We start from the raw sequence: 18,388 nt of genomic DNA on the forward strand, positions 1-18,388 counted from the left end.
GATTTGTCAATGCCTTCTGTATTAATTGTGGATGACGCATTATTTATGAGAACAACAGTAAGAAAACTATTTGTTGAATGGGGTTTTGATGTAGTAGGAGAGGCCACTAACGGTGAAGAAGCCGTAAAACTATTTCACCTCCATCAACCGGACTTAGTGACAATGGATGTGACGATGCCCATCATGTCTGGTATTGAAGCATCTAGAGAAATTCTAAGTAACTTTCCAAACGCTAACATTATTATGGTTACCGCATTAGGACAACAACGCTTGATTGTTGAAGCCCTTGAAATAGGGGTAAAAGATTTTATTACCAAACCATTCGATGCAGCACAATTAAAAATGATTGTTAATAAAGTCTTAGATACATATGAATTATAATAATGTGGTATTATTATGAAGGTACTGCCTGTTAACAGGCAGTTTTTTTAGGCAAATGTGTTGAAGTTGTAATTTCTTCGAGGAGGGATTATATGTTAGAAGCAATACCTTCTCGCTATATTATTATTGCGAGTACGTTAATGGCAATATTTATGGGGACTTTCATCATGATGATGAGATTGCGTTCGCAAAAGAAACCGGTTAATGCAAAAAAAATCCTTATACCGCCCATTGCTATGTCTACGGGTGCATTAATGTTTATATTCGAGGAGTTCCGTGTACCTCCTCTTCAAATATTGGAAGCTGTTATAGTAGGAATTATTTTTTCTATTGTTTTAATTACAACTTCCAAATTTGAAATTCGTAACAATGAAATTTATATGAAACGCTCCAAAGCATTTTTTATTATTTTGGTAAGCTTGTTATTGATACGAATTGCTGGAAAAATTGTATTAACCGATTCTTTTGATCCTGGAGAATTAGCGGGCATGTTTTGGATACTTGCCTTTGCCATGCTCTGGCCATGGCGCATTGCCATGTTCATTCAGTATAAGAAAATCGAAAAATCAAACTTAGTAAACTAAGTAATAGGAAAGGGACCCTGTAGAACGAGAAGGCTCGTTTCCGATCCTTAGAAAGCGTTTCGGAACGGAAATCAATAAAAACATCATTTTCTCTTTTGAGAAAATGATGTTTTTTAGTTTGGTTCCAGCTCATTTTTATACTTCATTATTTGTTCAAAGTTTAATGATGGCTTGTACTATGATAAGGGTATTAAATATCCATCATTTTTTGCTTTCCGCAAAATATTTTTCATAAGGCGTTACATCAATATTCATTTCAGCTAATTTTTTACGCAAAAACTTGTGATCTCTTTTCGGAGTTGCAATAATATAGCCTCGAATAATTAATTCTTGCGTAATGGTTTTGGCATGCTCTTTTAATGCAAGTTCGCCAATTTTTCCAGCAATCGACTCCTTAGCTTGCTGTCTAAATAATTCGGGAACTGGACTAACAAGTTCATTTAACAATTGCTTTGATTCGTCATTCCATAAATGCAGAGTCTTCTTGATATAGTAATCTTGCCAATCTAAATCTGATTTTCCATCCTTTTTTGGCAATGATTTTAAAAACTTTCGGAACATAAAAAACCCGCCAATGGCCATTAATACAACCATTACAAAACTCCAAAAAACGAGAAACCACATTAACCAACCTTCCAATTTGTTCACCTCTTTTTCCTCTCTAAAACATTATAACAAGGTAAAAAATTTTTTCATTAAGGTTGTCTCTATTTTTTTATGAATTCGATATATGGATAAGTGAAAGGGGGGATAAGTAATGGCAAACTTAACGTTTGAAAATGCAACATTAAAAATCGTTTATGAGACGGGGATTGATGAATATGGTGATGTTGTCTACTCTTCTAGATCTTACAAAAATGTGCGCTCGAATGTAACAGCAGAACAATTAGCAGCTGTTGTACAAGCATTCATTCAACTATCCAATTATCCAGTCGTTCATGCAACTTTGTCTACAACAGAAAAAATCGATTTATAATGAAGGAGGTAACATGTCATGACATCAGTGCTTGAAATGAAATTTGAGGCAGCTAATGGAAAGATTTTAACCCTCTCATTGAACGACCCAAAACCAAATTTAACTTCAACAGATGTATCCAATGCTATGCAAATGATAATTAATCAAGATGTTTTTCATTTGGATGGAGCACCACTTGCGGGCGTTAAACAAGCACGGCTGATTGATAAAACGATAACAGATATTCTTTAATTTTCATGAAAATCGGCAAAGTCCTTACTGGATTTTGTCGATTTTTCTAATCAATATATTAAAAAAGGGGATTATATAGATGGAACAATGGATCACATTAATTCAAGAACTTGGTTTTCCTATTATCATTTCTTTTTATTTGTTACATCGAATCGAAGCTAAGCTTGAAGCCATTTATTCTGTTCTCGTATCATTGAAAAACATCAATGGGGAAAAAGTATTTGAACGATAGAAAGTGAAAAATATTTCACAAATTTGTTAAAAACCTTTCAAGCGGAAAAGCTTTTACTATTATACTACTTTCCTATATGATAAACATAGTATTCCAAGGGAGTTGAGGCTTTATGAAGATTATAAAAAAAAGGAATTTTATTATTATTTCTATCATGTTGTTTGTTAGTATAGTGTTAAGTGCTTGTAGCAATTATAATTTTAAACCGACAATCGAGTACCAAATTGAAGATTTTAAGATGATTGACCATCGAGGAGAAACTGTTACATTAGACAGCTTAAAGGGACAACCTTGGATTGCTATGTTTATTTTTACAAATTGTAACACGATTTGTCAGCCAATGACGTTAAATATGTCAATCGTACAAGAAAAATTAAAAGAAAAAGGATTAGAGGACTATAAAATCGTTGGGTTTTCAGTAGACCCAGCAAGAGACACTCCTGAAGTGCTTTCGAAGTATTTAAAATTCTTTACTGTACCCGATGAATCAAAATGGCATTTACTAACTGGTTATGATCAAAAATTCATCGAGCAATTTGCATTAAAATCGTTTAAAACTCTAGTAAAAATGCCTGAAGACGGCGATCAAGTAATCCATGGTTCCTCTTTTTATTTGGTTGACGAAAATGGTGTAGCTGTAAAATTATATACGGGTTATTCAGAAGAGGAAAATTCCGGTCAAGCTGTCCCATATGATGAAATAGCAATCGACATGGAGACACTAATTAACAACATGAAAAAGAAGTAATTAAAATTAACCATTAAAAACTCTTGAAAAATTATCTTACGCACAAAACAGATAAAGAAAACCGAACTATTCCGCATCATTTTTTCAAGAATTGAATAGTTCGGTTTTTTGTTGAGTAAAAATTTATTGTTCTTCTCTTAATTGATTAAATACTTGTTTTAAATCTGCAATAATATCTTCTGCATTTTCTAAACCTACTGAAAAACGTAGCAAACAATCATCAACTCCTCGAGCAACACGCTCTTCATAAGGAATGTCAGCATGTGTTTGGGTAGCAGGGTAAGTAATAAAGCTTTCTGGACCGCCTAAACTCTCAGCAAAAGTAATCAGCTTCATTTTTTTTAAAAAAGGATTTACTAAATCCGCATTTTGTAATTTAAATGAAAGCATTCCGCCTTTACCTGTATATAACACATCCGTTACTAAAGGTTCTTCTTTCAAAAATTTAACGACTCTTTTTGCGTTTTCATCATGTTGTTTCATTCGTAGATGCAGTGTTTTTAATCCACGTATTACTAACCAACTATCAAAAGGAGAAAGTACAAGACCTATACTATTTTGATTATATGCTAATTTTTCGCTTAACTCTTTTCCTTTTGAAACAACAAGACCAGCTAATGTATCATTATGTCCAGCAATATATTTTGTACCACTATGCATTACTATATCGGCACCATGTTCTATAGGGCGTTGAAAATAAGGCGAGTAGAACGTATTATCAACAATAAACATTAAATTATGTTTTTTACAAATTTGATTGAAGTAATCTAAATCAAATTCAATCATTAGCGGATTTGTAGGAGTTTCAAGGAAAATGGCTTTTGTTTTTTCATTAATCAACTCTTCTACTTGTTCCGCATTAGAAAAATAAACAGGTCGAATATTATACAACTCGTTATATGAATTCAATAAACGATAAGTGCCTCCATACACATCTTCCGGCAAAATAATTTCATCACCAGGTTTAAATATTGAAAGAATTAATTGGATAGCGGCCATTCCGGAACTACAGGCAAATCCTGCATCTCCACCTTCCAATTCTGCAATTCCATTTTCCAAAATTTCCCGAGTTGGATTTTTTGTGCGAATATAATCATAACCTGTTGATTCTCCAATCCCGGTGTGTTTGTATGCTGTAGATAGATAGATTGGGGGATTTACAGCTCCAGTTCTAGGGTCACTTTGATTTCCTAATTGAACTAATTTTGTTTCGATTGAATTTTTCGTCATATCTGTCACTCTTTCCTTGAAAATACTAAATAATTTTAGTTATCTAACAATTTAACATGGTCTAAATTTAAAAACAATAGTTTCAGAAATTAACATGATTTTTCTTAGTTATTTAATAGAATTAATTAAATATTTATAAATTTTGTATTCTATCTTTCATCAAACTTTAATGGTTTTTTAAAATTAATTTTTATTATATTTTTAGGATATAATCATTATTTAGGGGAGAAAAAACAACATTATGATTTAGGGGGAAATTATGTCGAAAAAGAAGAAAAAGAAAAGAACATTAATAAGCCCCGGAATGAAGCTATTCCTCATTATATTACTCATTCCTGCATCTATAATCATATATTCCATTGCATATTTAGCTTGGGAAGATTTAAAATCACTATCTTTATTTAATTCTAATGAAACAACTGAAATTGAAAAAATACAAGAGGACTTTGATTTAAAAATTCCAGCAGAATATATACCAATTTATATGAAAGCTGGTGAACAATATAATGTTCCTTGGACATTACTTGCTGCACATCATCGAGTTGAAACGAGATTTTCAACAATGAACACATTAATTTCACCCGTAGGAGCAGAAGGCCATATGCAATTTATGCCATGTACATTTGTAGGATGGAGTCATCCAACTTGTGATGGACTTGGGAAGGGAAATATTCCGGAATCAGAAAAAACCGATCCGAAAGTCATAGAAAAATATGGCGGCTATGGAGTTGATGCAAACGGGGATGGGGTGGCAGATCCATTTGATATTGAAGATGCAATATTTAGTGCTGCCAATTTTTTATCTCAAGCCGGGGTAAGGGAAGGGAAAATGGAAAAAGCGATTTATCATTATAACCATAGCAATGATTATGTGAAGAAAATTTTATATTATTATGAGCAATATGAGCGTGTTAGTCCTCTTTTAGAAAAAGAAGTGATAACAGCCACAAATAGTAATTCAAGCTAAAAAAGTGGTCCATAGTAAAATGATCATCCCTGTATTGGATGATCATTTTACAAGTGAATCAGTATTTTAATCCGTCGCTTTTCTAAACCCTTTCATGATTAGACTTACAATAAATACTAATACAACGGATCCAATCAAAGCTGGAAATACATAAAAGTTTGAAACTTCCCAGCCCCAGTTTCCTAAAAATGCACTACCGATCCATGATCCAACAATGCCGGCTACAATATTTCCGATAATACCACCAGGGATATCTTTGCCGACAATAACCCCAGCCAGCCATCCAATTACTCCACCAATAACTAAATACCAAATAAAATTCATGAATAATTCCACTCCTTTTATGATGCATCTTCATTATGTTAGTGTGCTCAAATGCTTTTGAGATATGCAAACAAACTAGTCTAAATGAAATAACGAAAAAATATTTTTTGAATATTTTGCAAAATGATGAAAAATGTCATATAATGTTCACAAAGAAGACAAAATTAACGGGGGATGGGGTGGATCTATATGAATATGACAAGAAATTTAGATCGACAGGGGATTATATTTGCTATCATTCACACAATCGTATTTTTCAATTTAGCAATCGATTTTGCGATTGTTCCAATAGGTTAATAGAAAAGGGAGGAGTCTGAAAAGTCTTTTGAGGCACTTCCCCTTCGTCTGGTGCTAACGCTTTCATGATGAGGGATAGTTGGATGTGACGACCACAAGAGCAAAAAAACATTAAAATATTGATTTGATTATTTAAACCTGACCAATAAGTTAACTTATTGGTCGGGTCTTTTTTTGTTTTTCATTGAAGAAGTTCTTTTTACACCACTTTTCGCGAATTACTCAAAATGAAATCCGATTATTATTCCCAATAATAATTGTTGGATCTAAAAAATTTTAATTTTATTAAATTCAGAAAAAAAATGAAAGTATAAGAATAATTCCAACAAAACGTAGAAAGAAAACGTTTGCAATAAAATTGAATTTTTAAAATTTTATAAAAAATTTAAAAAATACGGTTGACGAAAGGGTCATTTATGTACTATTATGACAACAATTTCACCGACACTTTTTCAAAAGAACTTGAAAAAATATTATAACCATCAGTCGGAGAAATGATTATTACCCGTTATCGCTACATTGGAAATATTAGTATTTGTGAGGGGCGTTTGAGAGTATGAGAAGTGATATGATTAAAGTAGGAGTTGATCGTGCTCCTCACCGTAGCTTGCTATATGCTACGGGGAAAGTAAAACCTAAAGACTTAGGTAAACCATTTATCGGTGTTTGTAACTCTTACATCGATATTATTCCTGGTCACGTACACTTACGTGAATTTGCTGAAGAAGTTAAAGAGGCAATCATTGAAGCAGGAGGAATTCCATTTGAATTCAATACAATTGGTGTTGATGATGGAATTGCGATGGGTCATATCGGAATGCGCTACTCTTTACCTAGCCGTGAACTCATTGCTGATTCTGCTGAAACAGTGATTAATGCTCACTGGTTTGATGGCGTCTATTTCATTCCAAACTGTGACAAAATCACGCCTGGAATGTTAATGGCTGCAGTTCGCACAAACGTTCCTTCAATATTTGTTTCCGGTGGACCAATGGAAGCGGGAAGAAGTTCTACAGGAAAACAACTTTCATTATCTTCAGTATTTGAAGGAGTAGGTGCGTATAAGTCAGGTCAAATGACTGAAGAAGAATTTAAAGATATTGAAATGAATGCTTGCCCAACTTGCGGATCTTGTTCAGGAATGTTTACGGCAAATTCTATGAACTGTTTAATGGAAATGCTCGGAGTTACTCTTCCCGGCAACGGTACAATCGTTGCTACGAGTGAACAAAGAAAAGAACTTATTCGTGAAGCAGCAAGACATTTAATTCGCATGATTGAAGAAGATATTCGTCCTCGCGACATCATTACAAAAGAAGCAATTGACGATGCTTTTGCTTTAGACATGGCTATGGGCGGTTCTACAAATACGGTATTACATACGTTAGCCATTGCTAATGAAGCGGGAATTGATTATAACTTAGAAGACATTAATAAAATTGCTGAACGTGTTCCATATATTGCAAAAATCATGCCAGCATCCGATATTTCGATGGATGACATCAATAAAGCTGGTGGAGTAAGTGCCATCATAAACGAATTAACAAAAATCCCTGGCTGCATTCATCCAAATCGTCCTACAGTTGCAGGCAAAACAATAGGTGAACTAGTTCAAGGCTATGAAATAACAAATACAAATGTAATTCGAACGAAAGATAACCCATATAGTCCGGTTGGCGGTTTATCAATTCTATATGGAAATCTAGCACCTGAAGGCTCTGTCATTAAAGTAGGAGCTGTTGATCCATCAATAAAAGTGTTTACTGGCGAAGCGATTGTTTTTGATTCTCAAGAAGAAGCTTTAGCTGCTATTGATGAAGGCAAGGTAAGGGAAGGGCATGTTGTAGTTATTCGCTATGAAGGACCAAAAGGTGGTCCTGGTATGCCTGAGATGCTTGCTCCAACTTCTGCTATAGTCGGCAGAGGACTTGGAACGAAGGTTGCTCTCATTACAGATGGACGATTTAGTGGTGCATCACGTGGTATTTCCATTGGGCATATTTCACCTGAAGCAGCTGAAGGTGGACCAATTGCTTTAGTTAAAAATGGTGATATAATCGAAATCGATTTACCGAACCGAACAATCAACTTAAAAGTTTCAGAAGAAGAATTAGAAAATCGGCGTAATCAACTAAAACCATTTGAACCAAAAATTAAATCCGGATGGTTAGCAAGATATTCAAAACTTGTGACAAACGCTTCTAAAGGCGGCATTATGAAAATATAATTTTCTTAAAATTGCGATAAATATGAACATTAAAAAATATACAAATAACTGTTTAATTCAATGATGAGGTTAAAGGATATAGAGCATTGTATCTACCAGAGAGTCGGTATTGGTGGGAGCCGATGATACAACTATATCCGACATCCCCTCGGAGTGAGCTATTAAACGCGTAATGCTATTAGATAGCTCCGGGCACTATTTCGTGCACCGTTACCAATGAATAGCTTTCCCATCTAAGTTGCCGTTGAAGATTTATTTCTTCAATGAGATGGGATGTTACAGCTATTCGCAGAGGTAGCGATTTCGCTACGAAAAAGGGTGGTACCATGAAAAGTCTTTTTCATCCCTTCGCAAAAGGTCTTCTTTTGCGTTGGAGAAAAAGGCTTTTTTATTTTAGAGATTTAGAAGGAGGATGTATAAACAATGACTGCGAATGCGTCAACAAACGCAAAAATTGATGCCACACCAGCAGAAATGCAAAAAATTGAAAACAAACCTAAAAATGGTGCAGAAATTTTAATTCAAGCATTGCAAGAGCAAGGTGTTGATATCGTCTTTGGCTATCCAGGTGGTGCAGTTTTACATTTATATGATGCAATGTATAAAAATCCGATACGACATATTTTAACTCGTCATGAACAAGGAGCAATCCACGCAGCAGAAGGATATGCGCGTGTTTTAAATAAACCAGGGGTTGTCATCGCAACAAGCGGTCCAGGTGCAACGAATTTAGTAACAGGAATCACCGATGCGATGATTGATTCCATTCCATTAGTCATTTTTACAGGGCAAGTGGCAACAAATGTAATTGGTTCTGATGCATTCCAAGAAGCGGATATTATCGGAGTTACAACACCAATTACAAAACATAATTATCAAGTCCAAGATGTTAACGACATTCCACGAATTGTAAAAGAAGCTTTTCATATTGCAAACACAGGTAGAAAAGGACCAGTGCTCATCGACTTGCCAAAAAATATTTCAAACGCAATTTTTGATGAATCAAAAGCGAATGTGCCAGATGAAGTTTATTTGCCAGGTTATCAGCCAACTTATAAACCGAATTATTTGCAAATTCAGAAAGCTATTCAAGCAATCAGTGAAGCAAAAAAACCAGTTGTTCTTGTTGGAGCAGGGGTACTATTTGCGAACGCTAGTGAAGAACTCGTAGAATTTGTCGAAAAATACAAACTTCCAGTTGTTACTACGCTACTTGGATTAGGAAGTATTCCGGGCAATCATGAGCTAAATTATGGCATGGGTGGAATGCACGGTGCAGTCGTAGCTAACAATGCTATCACGGAGTCAGATTTAATTATTAATATCGGTTCTCGATTTGATGATCGATTAACAGGTGATACATCACGATTTGCTCCGAAAGCAAAAATCATTCATATCGATATCGATCCAGCTGAAATTGGCAAAAACATTCGTACAGACATTCCAATTGTTGCTGATGCAAAAGAAGCATTGAAATCTTTATTGAAAAATGATTTTAAAGCGCCAGATACGGCAGGTTGGATTGACTATTTAAACAATATGAGAACAGAGTATCCATATTGGTATGTGGAAGATGAAAAAGAAATGTTACCACAGCAAGTAATCGAGATGATTCATACCATTACAAATGGTGATGCTATTGTTACGACAGATGTAGGGCAACACCAAATGTGGACTGCTCAATACTATCTTCAAAATCATAGCCATCAATGGGTGACATCTGGCGGCTTAGGAACGATGGGATTCGGTTTCCCAGCTGCTATTGGAGCTCAATTTGCCAAGCCGGATAAAAAAGTAATCTCCATCGTCGGAGATGCCGGTTTCCAAATGACAGCCCAAGAACTTGCATTATTAAAAGAATTCAACCTACCAGTAAAGGTAATTATCATAAACAATGCAGCGCTCGGCATGGTACGTCAATGGCAAGAATTATTCTATGAAAGCCGCTACTCACAAAGTTTAATGCCAGTTCAACCAGACTTTGTTAAACTAGCTGAAGCCTATGGACTAAAAGGATATTGCATTAGAAATATGGATGAAGCAGAAAAAATCTTAACTGAAGCGATTAATTCCGATGAACCGGTGGTTGTTGATTGCCGAGTAAAACAATTAGAAAATGTATATCCAATGGTGCCATCGGGTAAGGCGCTTCATGAAATGGTAGGGGTGAAAAGAATTTGAAACGAGTAATTACTGTAAATGTTATCAATCAAAGCGGCGTACTGAACCGCGTAACAGGATTGTTAATGAAAAGACAATTCAATATTGAATCCATTACAGTTGGTCATACAGAACAGCCAAATATCTCAAAAATGACGCTAGTAGTTAATATTGAAGATGATGTCAAACTGGAACAGCTCATTAAACAATTATCTAAACAAATCGATGTTTTAAAGGTGAATGACATTACTGACAAAGCGATTGTTCTACGCGAACTGGCACTTGTAAAAGTTGTTTCACCGCCGAATTTAAGGCTGGAAATGAATGCAATTGTTGAGCCATTTCGACCTCAAATTGTGGATACCTCTAAAAATGTAGTCACATATCAAGTGATTGGACATCCGGATAAAATCGATGCTTTTATCGAACTTGTTCGACCATATGGCATCAAAGAATTAACTCGAACAGGTGTTACTGCTACAGTACGAGAAGTACAACAAAACTTCTATGATCAACCAACCCTTTCACTTTTAAAATAAAGCGAATAAAGTGGTCTTAACGTCACAATGCAAAGTTAGTTTTCAGAACTATCTTTGACATTGAAATAATATAAATCATTTGAAAATTAACAATTATTAGGGGGAAATTAAAATGACAAAAATGTACTATCATAACGAAATCGATGAAACAGTATTAAGAGAGAAAAAAATCGCAGTAATCGGATACGGTTCTCAAGGGCATGCACACGCTCAAAACTTAAAAGAATCTGGTTTTGATGTACGCGTAGGTATTCGCCCAGGTAAATCTGCAGAACAAGCAAAAGAAGATGGCTTAGCAGTAAAAACTGTTGCTGAGGCTTCAAAAGAAGCGGATGTCATCATGATTTTGCTTCCAGATGAAGTTCAAAAAGCAGTGTATGAAGCAGAAATTGCTCCAAACTTAGAGCCAGGAAATGCACTAGTATTTGCTCATGGATTTAATATTCACTACCAACAAATCGTACCTCCAGCTGATGTGGACGTATTCTTAGTGGCACCAAAAGGACCTGGTCACTTAGTTCGCCGTACTTACACTGAAGGTGCGGGTGTACCAGCATTAATTGGTGTATATCAAGATGCTACTGGCAATGCGAAAAACCTTGCTCTTGCTTGGGCAAAAGGAATTGGTTCTGCTCGTGCAGGCGTTCTTGAAACAACGTTCAAAGAAGAAACGGAAACTGACTTATTCGGTGAGCAAGCAGTACTTTGCGGTGGGGTAACTCACTTAATTAAAGCTGGTTTTGAGACATTAGTTGAAGCTGGATACCAACCAGAAAGTGCATATTTCGAATGTTTACATGAAATGAAACTAATCGTTGACTTGATTTACGAAGGTGGATTCTCTAACATGCGTTACTCAATTTCAGATACAGCTGAATGGGGTGACTATGTATCAGGTCCACGGGTAATTACCGAAGATGTAAAAGCTAACATGAAAAAAATACTTGAAGATATTCAAAGTGGTAAATTTGCAAAAGAATGGTTAGAAGAAAATGCAAATGGTCGTCCACAATACAACGAATACAAACAAAAAGAGAAAGAGCATCAAATTGAAAAAGTGGGCGCTGAGTTGCGTCAAATGATGCCTTTCATTAACGCTGGAAATCGAAAGGTAGTGATTAAATAGTGAGAAAGATTGATATTTTTGATACAACTTTACGCGATGGTGAACAATCACCTGGCATTAACTTAAATACCGCAGAAAAAATTGAAATTGCAAAACAATTAGAACGCCTTGGGGTAACGATTATAGAAGCAGGTTTTCCTGCTTCTAGCCCCGGTGACTTTGATGCAGTGAACAAAATCGCAAGCACTGTAAAAAACTCAATCGTCACAGGTTTAGCTCGCTGTGTACAACATGATATCGATCGTGCTTGGGAAGCATTGAAAGTTGCTGAACAGCCACATGTACACGTATTCTTAGCAACAAGTCCAATCCATATGGAATACAAATTGAAAAAAACACCTGATCAAGTCGTGGAACAGGCGGTAGAGGCAGTAAAATATGCGAAAAAATTCTTCCCACTTGTAGAATGGTCAGCAGAAGATGGTTTTCGCTCTGATCGTGAATTTTTAGTTCGCATTATCGAAAAAGTTATTGAAGCTGGCGCCACAACAATTAACATTCCCGATACAGTTGGCTATGCTACACCTCAAGAATATGGTGAATTATTCAGATATTTAAAAGAAAATGTACGAGGTTCAGAGAGAGTAAAATTCTCAGCCCATTGTCATGATGACTTAGGAATGGCTGTTGCCAATTCATTAGCAGCAATGCAAAATGGTGCAGATCAAATCGAATGTACTATTAACGGAATTGGTGAACGTGCAGGAAATGCTTCTTTAGAAGAAATTGCGGTAGCCCTTCATATTCGAAATGATTATTATCAAGCTGAAACGGGCATCAATTTAAAAGAAATAAAAAGAACATCTCAATTAGTTAGTCGTTTAACAGGATTCTTAGTGCCTCCAAATAAAGCGGTTGTTGGTAAAAATGCCTTTGCCCATGAATCTGGAATTCATCAAGATGGCGTGTTAAAACATAAAGAAACGTATGAAATTATATCTCCTGAATTAGTTGGAGAAGGAGAAGTTCCACTTGTTCTCGGTAAACACTCTGGTCGCGCTGCATTCCGTGATCGAGCTGAAAAAATGGGCTTCGAATTATCGGATGAAAAATTAAATAAAGCTTTTGAAGAATTCAAAAAGCTTGCAGATCGCAAAAAAGAGATTACGGAAGAAGATTTAATTACATTGCTAACTGAACAATCCGTTTCAATTGAAAATATCGCAAAATTTGAATTAAATAGCGTTCAAGTATCTTATGGTACAGATAATATTCCAACGGCAACTGCTTCTGTCACTACTCCTGAAGGGGAAACTAAGACACTTGCAGCAACAGGAGCCGGATCAGTTGAAGCGATATTTAATACGCTTGAACAATTAGTTGATACAAAAGTAAATGTATTGGATTTCCAAGTAAAATCTGTTAGCAAAGGACGAGATGCTTTAGCAGATGCCGTTGTTAAAATTCGTTATAATGACGTCACTACAACAGGTCGCGACTCAGCTCAAGACGTTCTTGAAGCAACTGCTAATGCATTTATTGACGCAATTAACAGACATATCATTCACGAAAACTTCGTAAAGAAACATGTAGCTCAAATATAAAATTATTAAATCTAGTAATGTATTAACATACATTTCGTACGCCATCAAATAACCAAAAATTTGATGGCGTTTGTTAAACATTGGGTTTTCCTTTACTCTTTAAATCTCTTTATAGAAAGGTGTTTTATAACATGGAAAAGAAAATTACGGTTCTTCCTGGTGATGGTATTGGTCCTGAAGTCGTTGCAGCAGCTGTTCGGGTACTTCAAGCTATCGGGAAAAGATATAAACATGACTTTCAATTAGCTTATGCATCAATCGGAGGATCTGCGATTGATCAATTTAACACTCCACTTCCAGAAGATACGATTGAACTTTGTAAACAAAGCGATGCTATTTTACTTGGTGCTGTAGGTGGTCCGAAATGGGATAACAATCCTCCTGAATTAAGACCAGAAAAAGGATTATTGCAAATTCGCAAAACCTTTGACTTATTTGCAAATTTGCGACCTGTAAAAGCTTTTCCAAGTTTACTTGATTCATCTCCTTTGAAAAGAGAAGTTGCAGATAATGTTGATTTATTGATTGTCCGTGAATTAACTGGGGGAATATACTTCGGAGAAAAGAAACGTACAGAATCAGAAGCAAGTGACTTAAGTATATATACTCGTAAAGAAATTGAACGAATTGTAGATAATGCATTTGAACTTGCAAAATTAAGACGAGGTAAACTTTGCTCGGTAGATAAAGCAAATGTTCTTGAAACATCACGTTTATGGCGTGAAGTGGTTGAGGAGAAAAAGCATCAATATCCAGAAGTTGAAGTGGAACATAACTTAGTAGACTCCGTTGCCATGAAGCTTATCACAAATCCAAGCCATTATGATGTCGTTGTTACGGATAATATGTTTGGAGATATTTTAAGCGATGAGGCATCTGTTATTACCGGATCATTAGGGGTGCTACCATCTGCATCCATCCGGGGAGATTCTTTTGGTCTATACGAGCCGGTTCACGGATCCGCTCCTGAAATCGCAGGTTTAGGTATTGCAAATCCAGCAGCAGCGATTCTTTCAGTGGCAATGATGCTTCAATATTCCTTTGGTTTAAAAGAAGAAGCTGCAGAGATTGAACGTGCAGTAAATGCTGTATTCGAAGATGGTTACTTCACAATGGATTTAGCGAAGGATAAAGAACATGCTTTAACAACTGATGAATGGACTGACAAAGTCATCGCTGAAATCGATACAAGTTTTGTAGCTGATAGCATCATGGAATCATATATTTAAAGGTTGGTGGTTAAGATGGCGAAAAATATTATTGAAAAAGTTTGGGAATCACATGTTGTACATCGAGAAGAAGGGAAACCAGATTTATTATATATCGATCTTCACTTAATACATGAAGTAACTTCTCCACAAGCCTTTGAAGGATTAAGACTTGCTGGTCGAAAAGTTCGTCGTCCAGATTTATGTTTTGCAACGATGGATCACAATGTCCCTACGAAAGATATTTATACAATCAATGACCCAATTGCGAAAAAACAAATTAACACATTAGCAAAAAACTGTGAAGAATTTGGAATTCAACTCGCTGATATCGGCCATCCAGATCAAGGAATTGTTCATGTAATCGGACCTGAACTAGGTTTGACACAACCAGGGAAAACAATCGTTTGCGGCGACTCCCATACTTCCACACATGGTGCGTTTGGCGCATTAGCATTTGGTATCGGTACTTCAGAAGTAGAACACGTTCTTTCAACTCAAACATTATGGCAAAATAAACCTAAAACATTGGAAATTCGCGTAAATGGGAAACTAGGTTTTGGTGTCACTGCAAAAGATATCATATTAGCCATTATTGCAAAATGGGGAGTTGGCTTAGGCACAGGTCATATTATTGAATTTACAGGGGAAGCCATCCGTAATCTTTCGATGGAAGAGCGCATGACAATCTGTAATATGTCCATCGAAGCTGGAGCAAAAGCAGGATTAATCTCACCTGACGAAAAAACAATTGAATATTTACGTGGTCGTCGTTTTGCACCGAAAGAAGAATTTGAAAAAGCAGCTGAATACTGGCTAAGTTTAGCATCTGACCCAGGATGCACCTATGACAAAGTTCTTGAAATTGATGCAAGTGAAATCGAACCGGTTGTAACTTGGGGTACAAATCCATCGATGGGGACAGGTGTAACAAAAAATGTACCGACTGCAGATGATTACGAATCCGAAACAGATAAGCAAGCTTTAAGAAAAGCGCTAGAATATATGGGATTAGAAGAAGGGCAACCAATTACATCCATTGAAATTCAGCACGTCTTTATCGGTTCTTGTACAAATTCCCGTTTATCAGATTTGCGCACAGCAGCAAGCATTGTAAAAGGGAAGAAAGTGGCACCGGGCGTTCGAGCAATCGTTGTTCCAGGTTCTCACTCAGTGAAAAAAGCTGCTGAAGAAGAAGGCTTAGATAAAATCTTTATTGAAGCTGGTTTTGAATGGCGCAATTCCGGATGTTCCGCTTGTCTTGGCATGAACGAAGACATCATTCCATCAGGAGAACGTTGTGCTTCCACTTCCAACCGAAACTTTGAAGGGCGTCAAGGAGCTGGTGCACGTACGCACTTAGTCAGTCCAGCAATGGCAGCAGCTGCTGCAATCGAAGGTCGTTTCGTCGATGTCCGAGAATATTTGAAACAAAAACAAGAAGCATAATTGAAAGGCGGGTTAAAAATGGAGCCAATTAATATCATCAAAAGTGTCATAGCACCATTGGATCGAAAAAATGTCGATACAGATCAAATCATTTCAAAGGAATTTTTAAAACGTATTGAACGTACTGGATTTGGTAAATATTTGTTTTACCATTGGCGTTACGATGAAAATGGAAATGAAATTTCAGACTTCGTATTAAATAAACCCGAATATAAAGAAGCAAAAATTCTAGTAGCACAAGATAACTTTGGTTGTGGCTCGTCCCGGGAACACGCACCATGGGCGATATTGGATTACGGATTTAGAGTGATTATCGCTCCAAGCTTTGCAGATATTTTCCATAACAACTGCTTCAAAAATGGAATTTTGCCTGTTAAATTAAAAGAAGAAGAAGTGGACGAAATATTGGCGAAAGGACTCCAAAAACCTTATATAGTGGAAGTAAATCTATCTGAACAAACTGTCACAGGGGAAGATGGATCCGTTTACCACTTTAACATCGACCCATACTACAAAGAAATGTTGTTAAATGGTTGGGATGAAATTGCTTTAACATTTAAATATGAAGATAAAATTAAAGAATATGAAGAAAAACGAATTGTATTTAAATAAATTTATTAAAAAAGGGCGTCATTTCGGACGCTCTTTTTAATGTAATAAAATACGGTTGAGAATTGTTCTTAAAAAGCTCTAATAAATACACTATATATTCTCGTTTAAACCGTTTATATATTGTCATCAGTCTTTAATGCAGGAGTTTTATCTCGAAAATTTTTCTAATTAATTATATTGATTAATAAGGAAGTGGAAAGTTTTGTTGGCATCCAAAAAACTTCACTATTGGTGTAATTTAAAAAAATGATGCGGCTCCAAAAAAGAGACCGCATAAAACTTCATCTTGTGAATTTTTGTCTCAAATGAGAAAATTCATGAAAGTGCTACAATCGCTACAATATTACCAATGCATGGGAACCTAACTGTTTATAAGTACGGAAAAATGTTTTTTCATCAATTTTCTCGATACCTGTTAATGGATTCATAATCGTCACTTTTCCATTTTGATAACCAGTCAACACTACTGCATGTAAATTCTTATAAACCCCATGCTTTTGATTTGTTCCTTCAATTACCCAATGACTAAATTTGCGTGGTTCTTTCCAATCGATTGTTACCCATGTTAATACAGGAACACCAGATTTAACATAGTCAATTAGTTCTTGTTTCGTGGCATTCGTTATATCTAATGCTCGGAATTCCAAATTGTTTTCTGCTAATACTTTATTTGCAACATCTACCAATGGTGGAGCATATACATAATAACCGCCATCTTTTTCTTTCGGATCCCCAGCATAAGCTTTATTTGGATCTGGCCCATATGTGACGCCATTTTTTGTATATACTTTTGATTTAGGTAAATATTCATTCATTTGAAGCTTATCCATTTTGATGCCATAGTAATTTAAAATGGCAGTCAATGATGTAATTTCACAACCGTTTGGTAATTCAGGATTTTGCAGTACCACTGGCACCTTTAAACTGTCTTTAGGTGAAACATTGAACGTTTCAATTTGTATAATTGGTTTTGAAGGATTAAATACAATACTTTCTCGAGATTGCTCCATCCATTCTCCATGATCCGTAATGCGATAAATAACAATATCATAAAGTACTTCGGGAAATACTTGCTCAAAATGAACCATTCCGTTTTGGTCAACAATTCCTCGCTCAATCTCTTGCTTTGTTTCAAAATCAAATAATGCAACCCCTAATTTGGCCACGCTTTCTTTGCTAGAAAATTCCACCGTTTGAACCGTCAACACTTCTTGTGATTCCATAGAAAGCTGCATTGGGCTATATTGTTGATTGCTCGATAACTTTAATTCTTCACTCTCAATCATACTTCCACAACCAGTTAGTAATGCGATGGACATACCGAATAAAATTGCTGATTGATTTCTTATCTTCATGATGCCACCTCTAATGTAATTCTCAAAAAACGTTATCGCTTTTTTACTATTAATTCCTAAGCGTATTTTCCTACAAAACTTTATATTATTTTTACATTTATCAAAAAAAAAATACTAACATTTCTGTTTTTCCAAAAAACGAATAAGTTCAAATGACTAATTTGTAAAAAAACCGTGAGCATCTTTTCTTATTTTCAC

At 35.7% G+C, this 18,388-nt stretch carries 19 protein-coding genes; 15 read left to right on the forward strand and 4 right to left on the reverse strand.

What is annotated here, in order from left to right:
• The first annotated feature begins 9 nt into the window (after window positions 1-9).
• Both NST98_RS03675 and NST98_RS03680 read left to right on the forward strand, forming a co-directional pair.
• A complete protein-coding gene (locus tag NST98_RS03675) occupies window positions 10-381 on the forward strand; it encodes a response regulator (protein WP_016838052.1) in 372 nt (123 codons plus the stop codon).
• Between the two features lie 92 nt (window positions 382-473).
• Window positions 474-965 carry a CcdC family protein gene (locus NST98_RS03680; RefSeq protein WP_340714469.1) on the forward strand — a complete coding sequence of 164 codons (492 nt, stop codon included), beginning with the start codon at window positions 474-476 and terminating at the stop codon, window positions 963-965.
• A 201-nt stretch (window positions 966-1,166) separates the two neighbouring features.
• Here NST98_RS03680 and NST98_RS03685 read toward each other — a convergent pair whose 3' ends face one another.
• Window positions 1,167-1,589, reverse strand: coding sequence for a DUF2621 domain-containing protein (locus tag NST98_RS03685; RefSeq protein ID WP_040764545.1), 423 nt, complete (start codon window positions 1,587-1,589; stop codon window positions 1,167-1,169).
• 133 nt (window positions 1,590-1,722) lie between these two features.
• Here NST98_RS03685 and NST98_RS03690 point away from each other — a divergent pair, with 133 nt between their 5' ends.
• From NST98_RS03690 to NST98_RS03705, 4 genes are all read left to right on the forward strand, one after another.
• Entirely contained in the window at window positions 1,723-1,941 is a 219-nt protein-coding gene (locus NST98_RS03690; protein ID WP_016838055.1) for a DUF1659 domain-containing protein, read from the forward strand.
• An 18-nt stretch (window positions 1,942-1,959) separates the two neighbouring features.
• Entirely contained in the window at window positions 1,960-2,172 is a 213-nt protein-coding gene (locus tag NST98_RS03695; protein WP_016838056.1) for a DUF2922 domain-containing protein, read from the forward strand.
• A 79-nt stretch (window positions 2,173-2,251) separates the two neighbouring features.
• The gene (locus tag NST98_RS03700; protein ID WP_016838057.1) at window positions 2,252-2,404 is read left to right on the forward strand and encodes a YvrJ family protein; all 153 of its coding nucleotides are present in this window, start codon (window positions 2,252-2,254) and stop codon (window positions 2,402-2,404) included.
• Window positions 2,405-2,516: 112 nt separating this feature from the next.
• Window positions 2,517-3,152 carry an SCO family protein gene (locus NST98_RS03705; protein WP_340714470.1) on the forward strand — a complete coding sequence of 212 codons (636 nt, stop codon included), beginning with the start codon at window positions 2,517-2,519 and terminating at the stop codon, window positions 3,150-3,152.
• 123 nt (window positions 3,153-3,275) lie between these two features.
• On the opposite strand, the gene NST98_RS03710 is transcribed toward NST98_RS03705, so the two are convergent.
• The gene (locus NST98_RS03710; protein ID WP_340714471.1) at window positions 3,276-4,382 is read right to left on the reverse strand and encodes a methionine biosynthesis PLP-dependent protein; all 1,107 of its coding nucleotides are present in this window, start codon (window positions 4,380-4,382) and stop codon (window positions 3,276-3,278) included.
• 259 nt (window positions 4,383-4,641) lie between these two features.
• Between NST98_RS03710 and NST98_RS03715 the strand changes: the two genes are divergently transcribed.
• Window positions 4,642-5,349 (forward strand): lytic transglycosylase domain-containing protein, encoded by a 708-nt coding sequence (locus NST98_RS03715; protein ID WP_168412115.1) that lies wholly within the window; start codon window positions 4,642-4,644, stop codon window positions 5,347-5,349.
• 66 nt (window positions 5,350-5,415) lie between these two features.
• Here NST98_RS03715 and NST98_RS03720 read toward each other — a convergent pair whose 3' ends face one another.
• On the reverse strand, window positions 5,416-5,673 hold the full coding sequence (locus NST98_RS03720) for a GlsB/YeaQ/YmgE family stress response membrane protein (RefSeq protein WP_016838061.1): 258 nt from the start codon (window positions 5,671-5,673) through the stop codon (window positions 5,416-5,418).
• 853 nt (window positions 5,674-6,526) lie between these two features.
• On the opposite strand from NST98_RS03720, the gene ilvD reads away from it, so the two are divergent.
• The 8 genes from ilvD (at window position 6,527) to leuD (ending at window position 16,835) form a co-directional block, all read left to right on the forward strand.
• Complete coding sequence (gene ilvD, locus NST98_RS03725) at window positions 6,527-8,197, forward strand: dihydroxy-acid dehydratase (protein ID WP_340714472.1); 1,671 nt, start codon at window positions 6,527-6,529, stop codon at window positions 8,195-8,197.
• Window positions 8,198-8,620: 423 nt separating this feature from the next.
• Complete coding sequence (gene ilvB / locus NST98_RS03730; RefSeq protein WP_016838064.1) at window positions 8,621-10,378, forward strand: biosynthetic-type acetolactate synthase large subunit; 1,758 nt, start codon at window positions 8,621-8,623, stop codon at window positions 10,376-10,378.
• Window positions 10,375-10,896, forward strand: a complete 522-nt coding sequence (ilvN, locus tag NST98_RS03735) for an acetolactate synthase small subunit (RefSeq protein ID WP_016838065.1) — start codon at window positions 10,375-10,377, stop codon at window positions 10,894-10,896. The genes ilvB and ilvN overlap by 4 nt, the downstream gene beginning before the upstream one ends.
• 112 nt (window positions 10,897-11,008) lie before the next feature.
• Window positions 11,009-12,022, forward strand: coding sequence for a ketol-acid reductoisomerase (gene ilvC, locus NST98_RS03740; protein WP_016838066.1), 1,014 nt, complete (start codon window positions 11,009-11,011; stop codon window positions 12,020-12,022).
• Window positions 12,022-13,566, forward strand: coding sequence for a 2-isopropylmalate synthase (locus NST98_RS03745; protein ID WP_016838067.1), 1,545 nt, complete (start codon window positions 12,022-12,024; stop codon window positions 13,564-13,566). Before ilvC ends, NST98_RS03745 begins: the two co-directional genes overlap by 1 nt.
• A 131-nt stretch (window positions 13,567-13,697) precedes the next feature.
• Window positions 13,698-14,795, forward strand: a complete 1,098-nt coding sequence (gene leuB, locus NST98_RS03750) for a 3-isopropylmalate dehydrogenase (RefSeq protein ID WP_016838068.1) — start codon at window positions 13,698-13,700, stop codon at window positions 14,793-14,795.
• A gap of 15 nt (window positions 14,796-14,810) precedes the next feature.
• Window positions 14,811-16,223, forward strand: coding sequence for a 3-isopropylmalate dehydratase large subunit (gene leuC / locus NST98_RS03755; protein ID WP_340703945.1), 1,413 nt, complete (start codon window positions 14,811-14,813; stop codon window positions 16,221-16,223).
• A gap of 18 nt (window positions 16,224-16,241) precedes the next feature.
• Window positions 16,242-16,835 carry a 3-isopropylmalate dehydratase small subunit gene (gene leuD / locus NST98_RS03760; protein WP_340714473.1) on the forward strand — a complete coding sequence of 198 codons (594 nt, stop codon included), beginning with the start codon at window positions 16,242-16,244 and terminating at the stop codon, window positions 16,833-16,835.
• A gap of 335 nt (window positions 16,836-17,170) precedes the next feature.
• Here the strand turns inward: leuD and NST98_RS03765 are convergent, their stop codons facing one another.
• Complete coding sequence (locus NST98_RS03765; protein ID WP_340714474.1) at window positions 17,171-18,190, reverse strand: C39 family peptidase; 1,020 nt, start codon at window positions 18,188-18,190, stop codon at window positions 17,171-17,173.
• Between the last annotated feature and the right edge of the window lie 198 nt (window positions 18,191-18,388).

The sequence above is a fragment of the Ureibacillus sp. FSL W8-0352 genome (genome assembly GCF_038004345.1).
GTDB lineage: Bacteria > Bacillota > Bacilli > Bacillales_A > Planococcaceae > Ureibacillus > Ureibacillus thermosphaericus.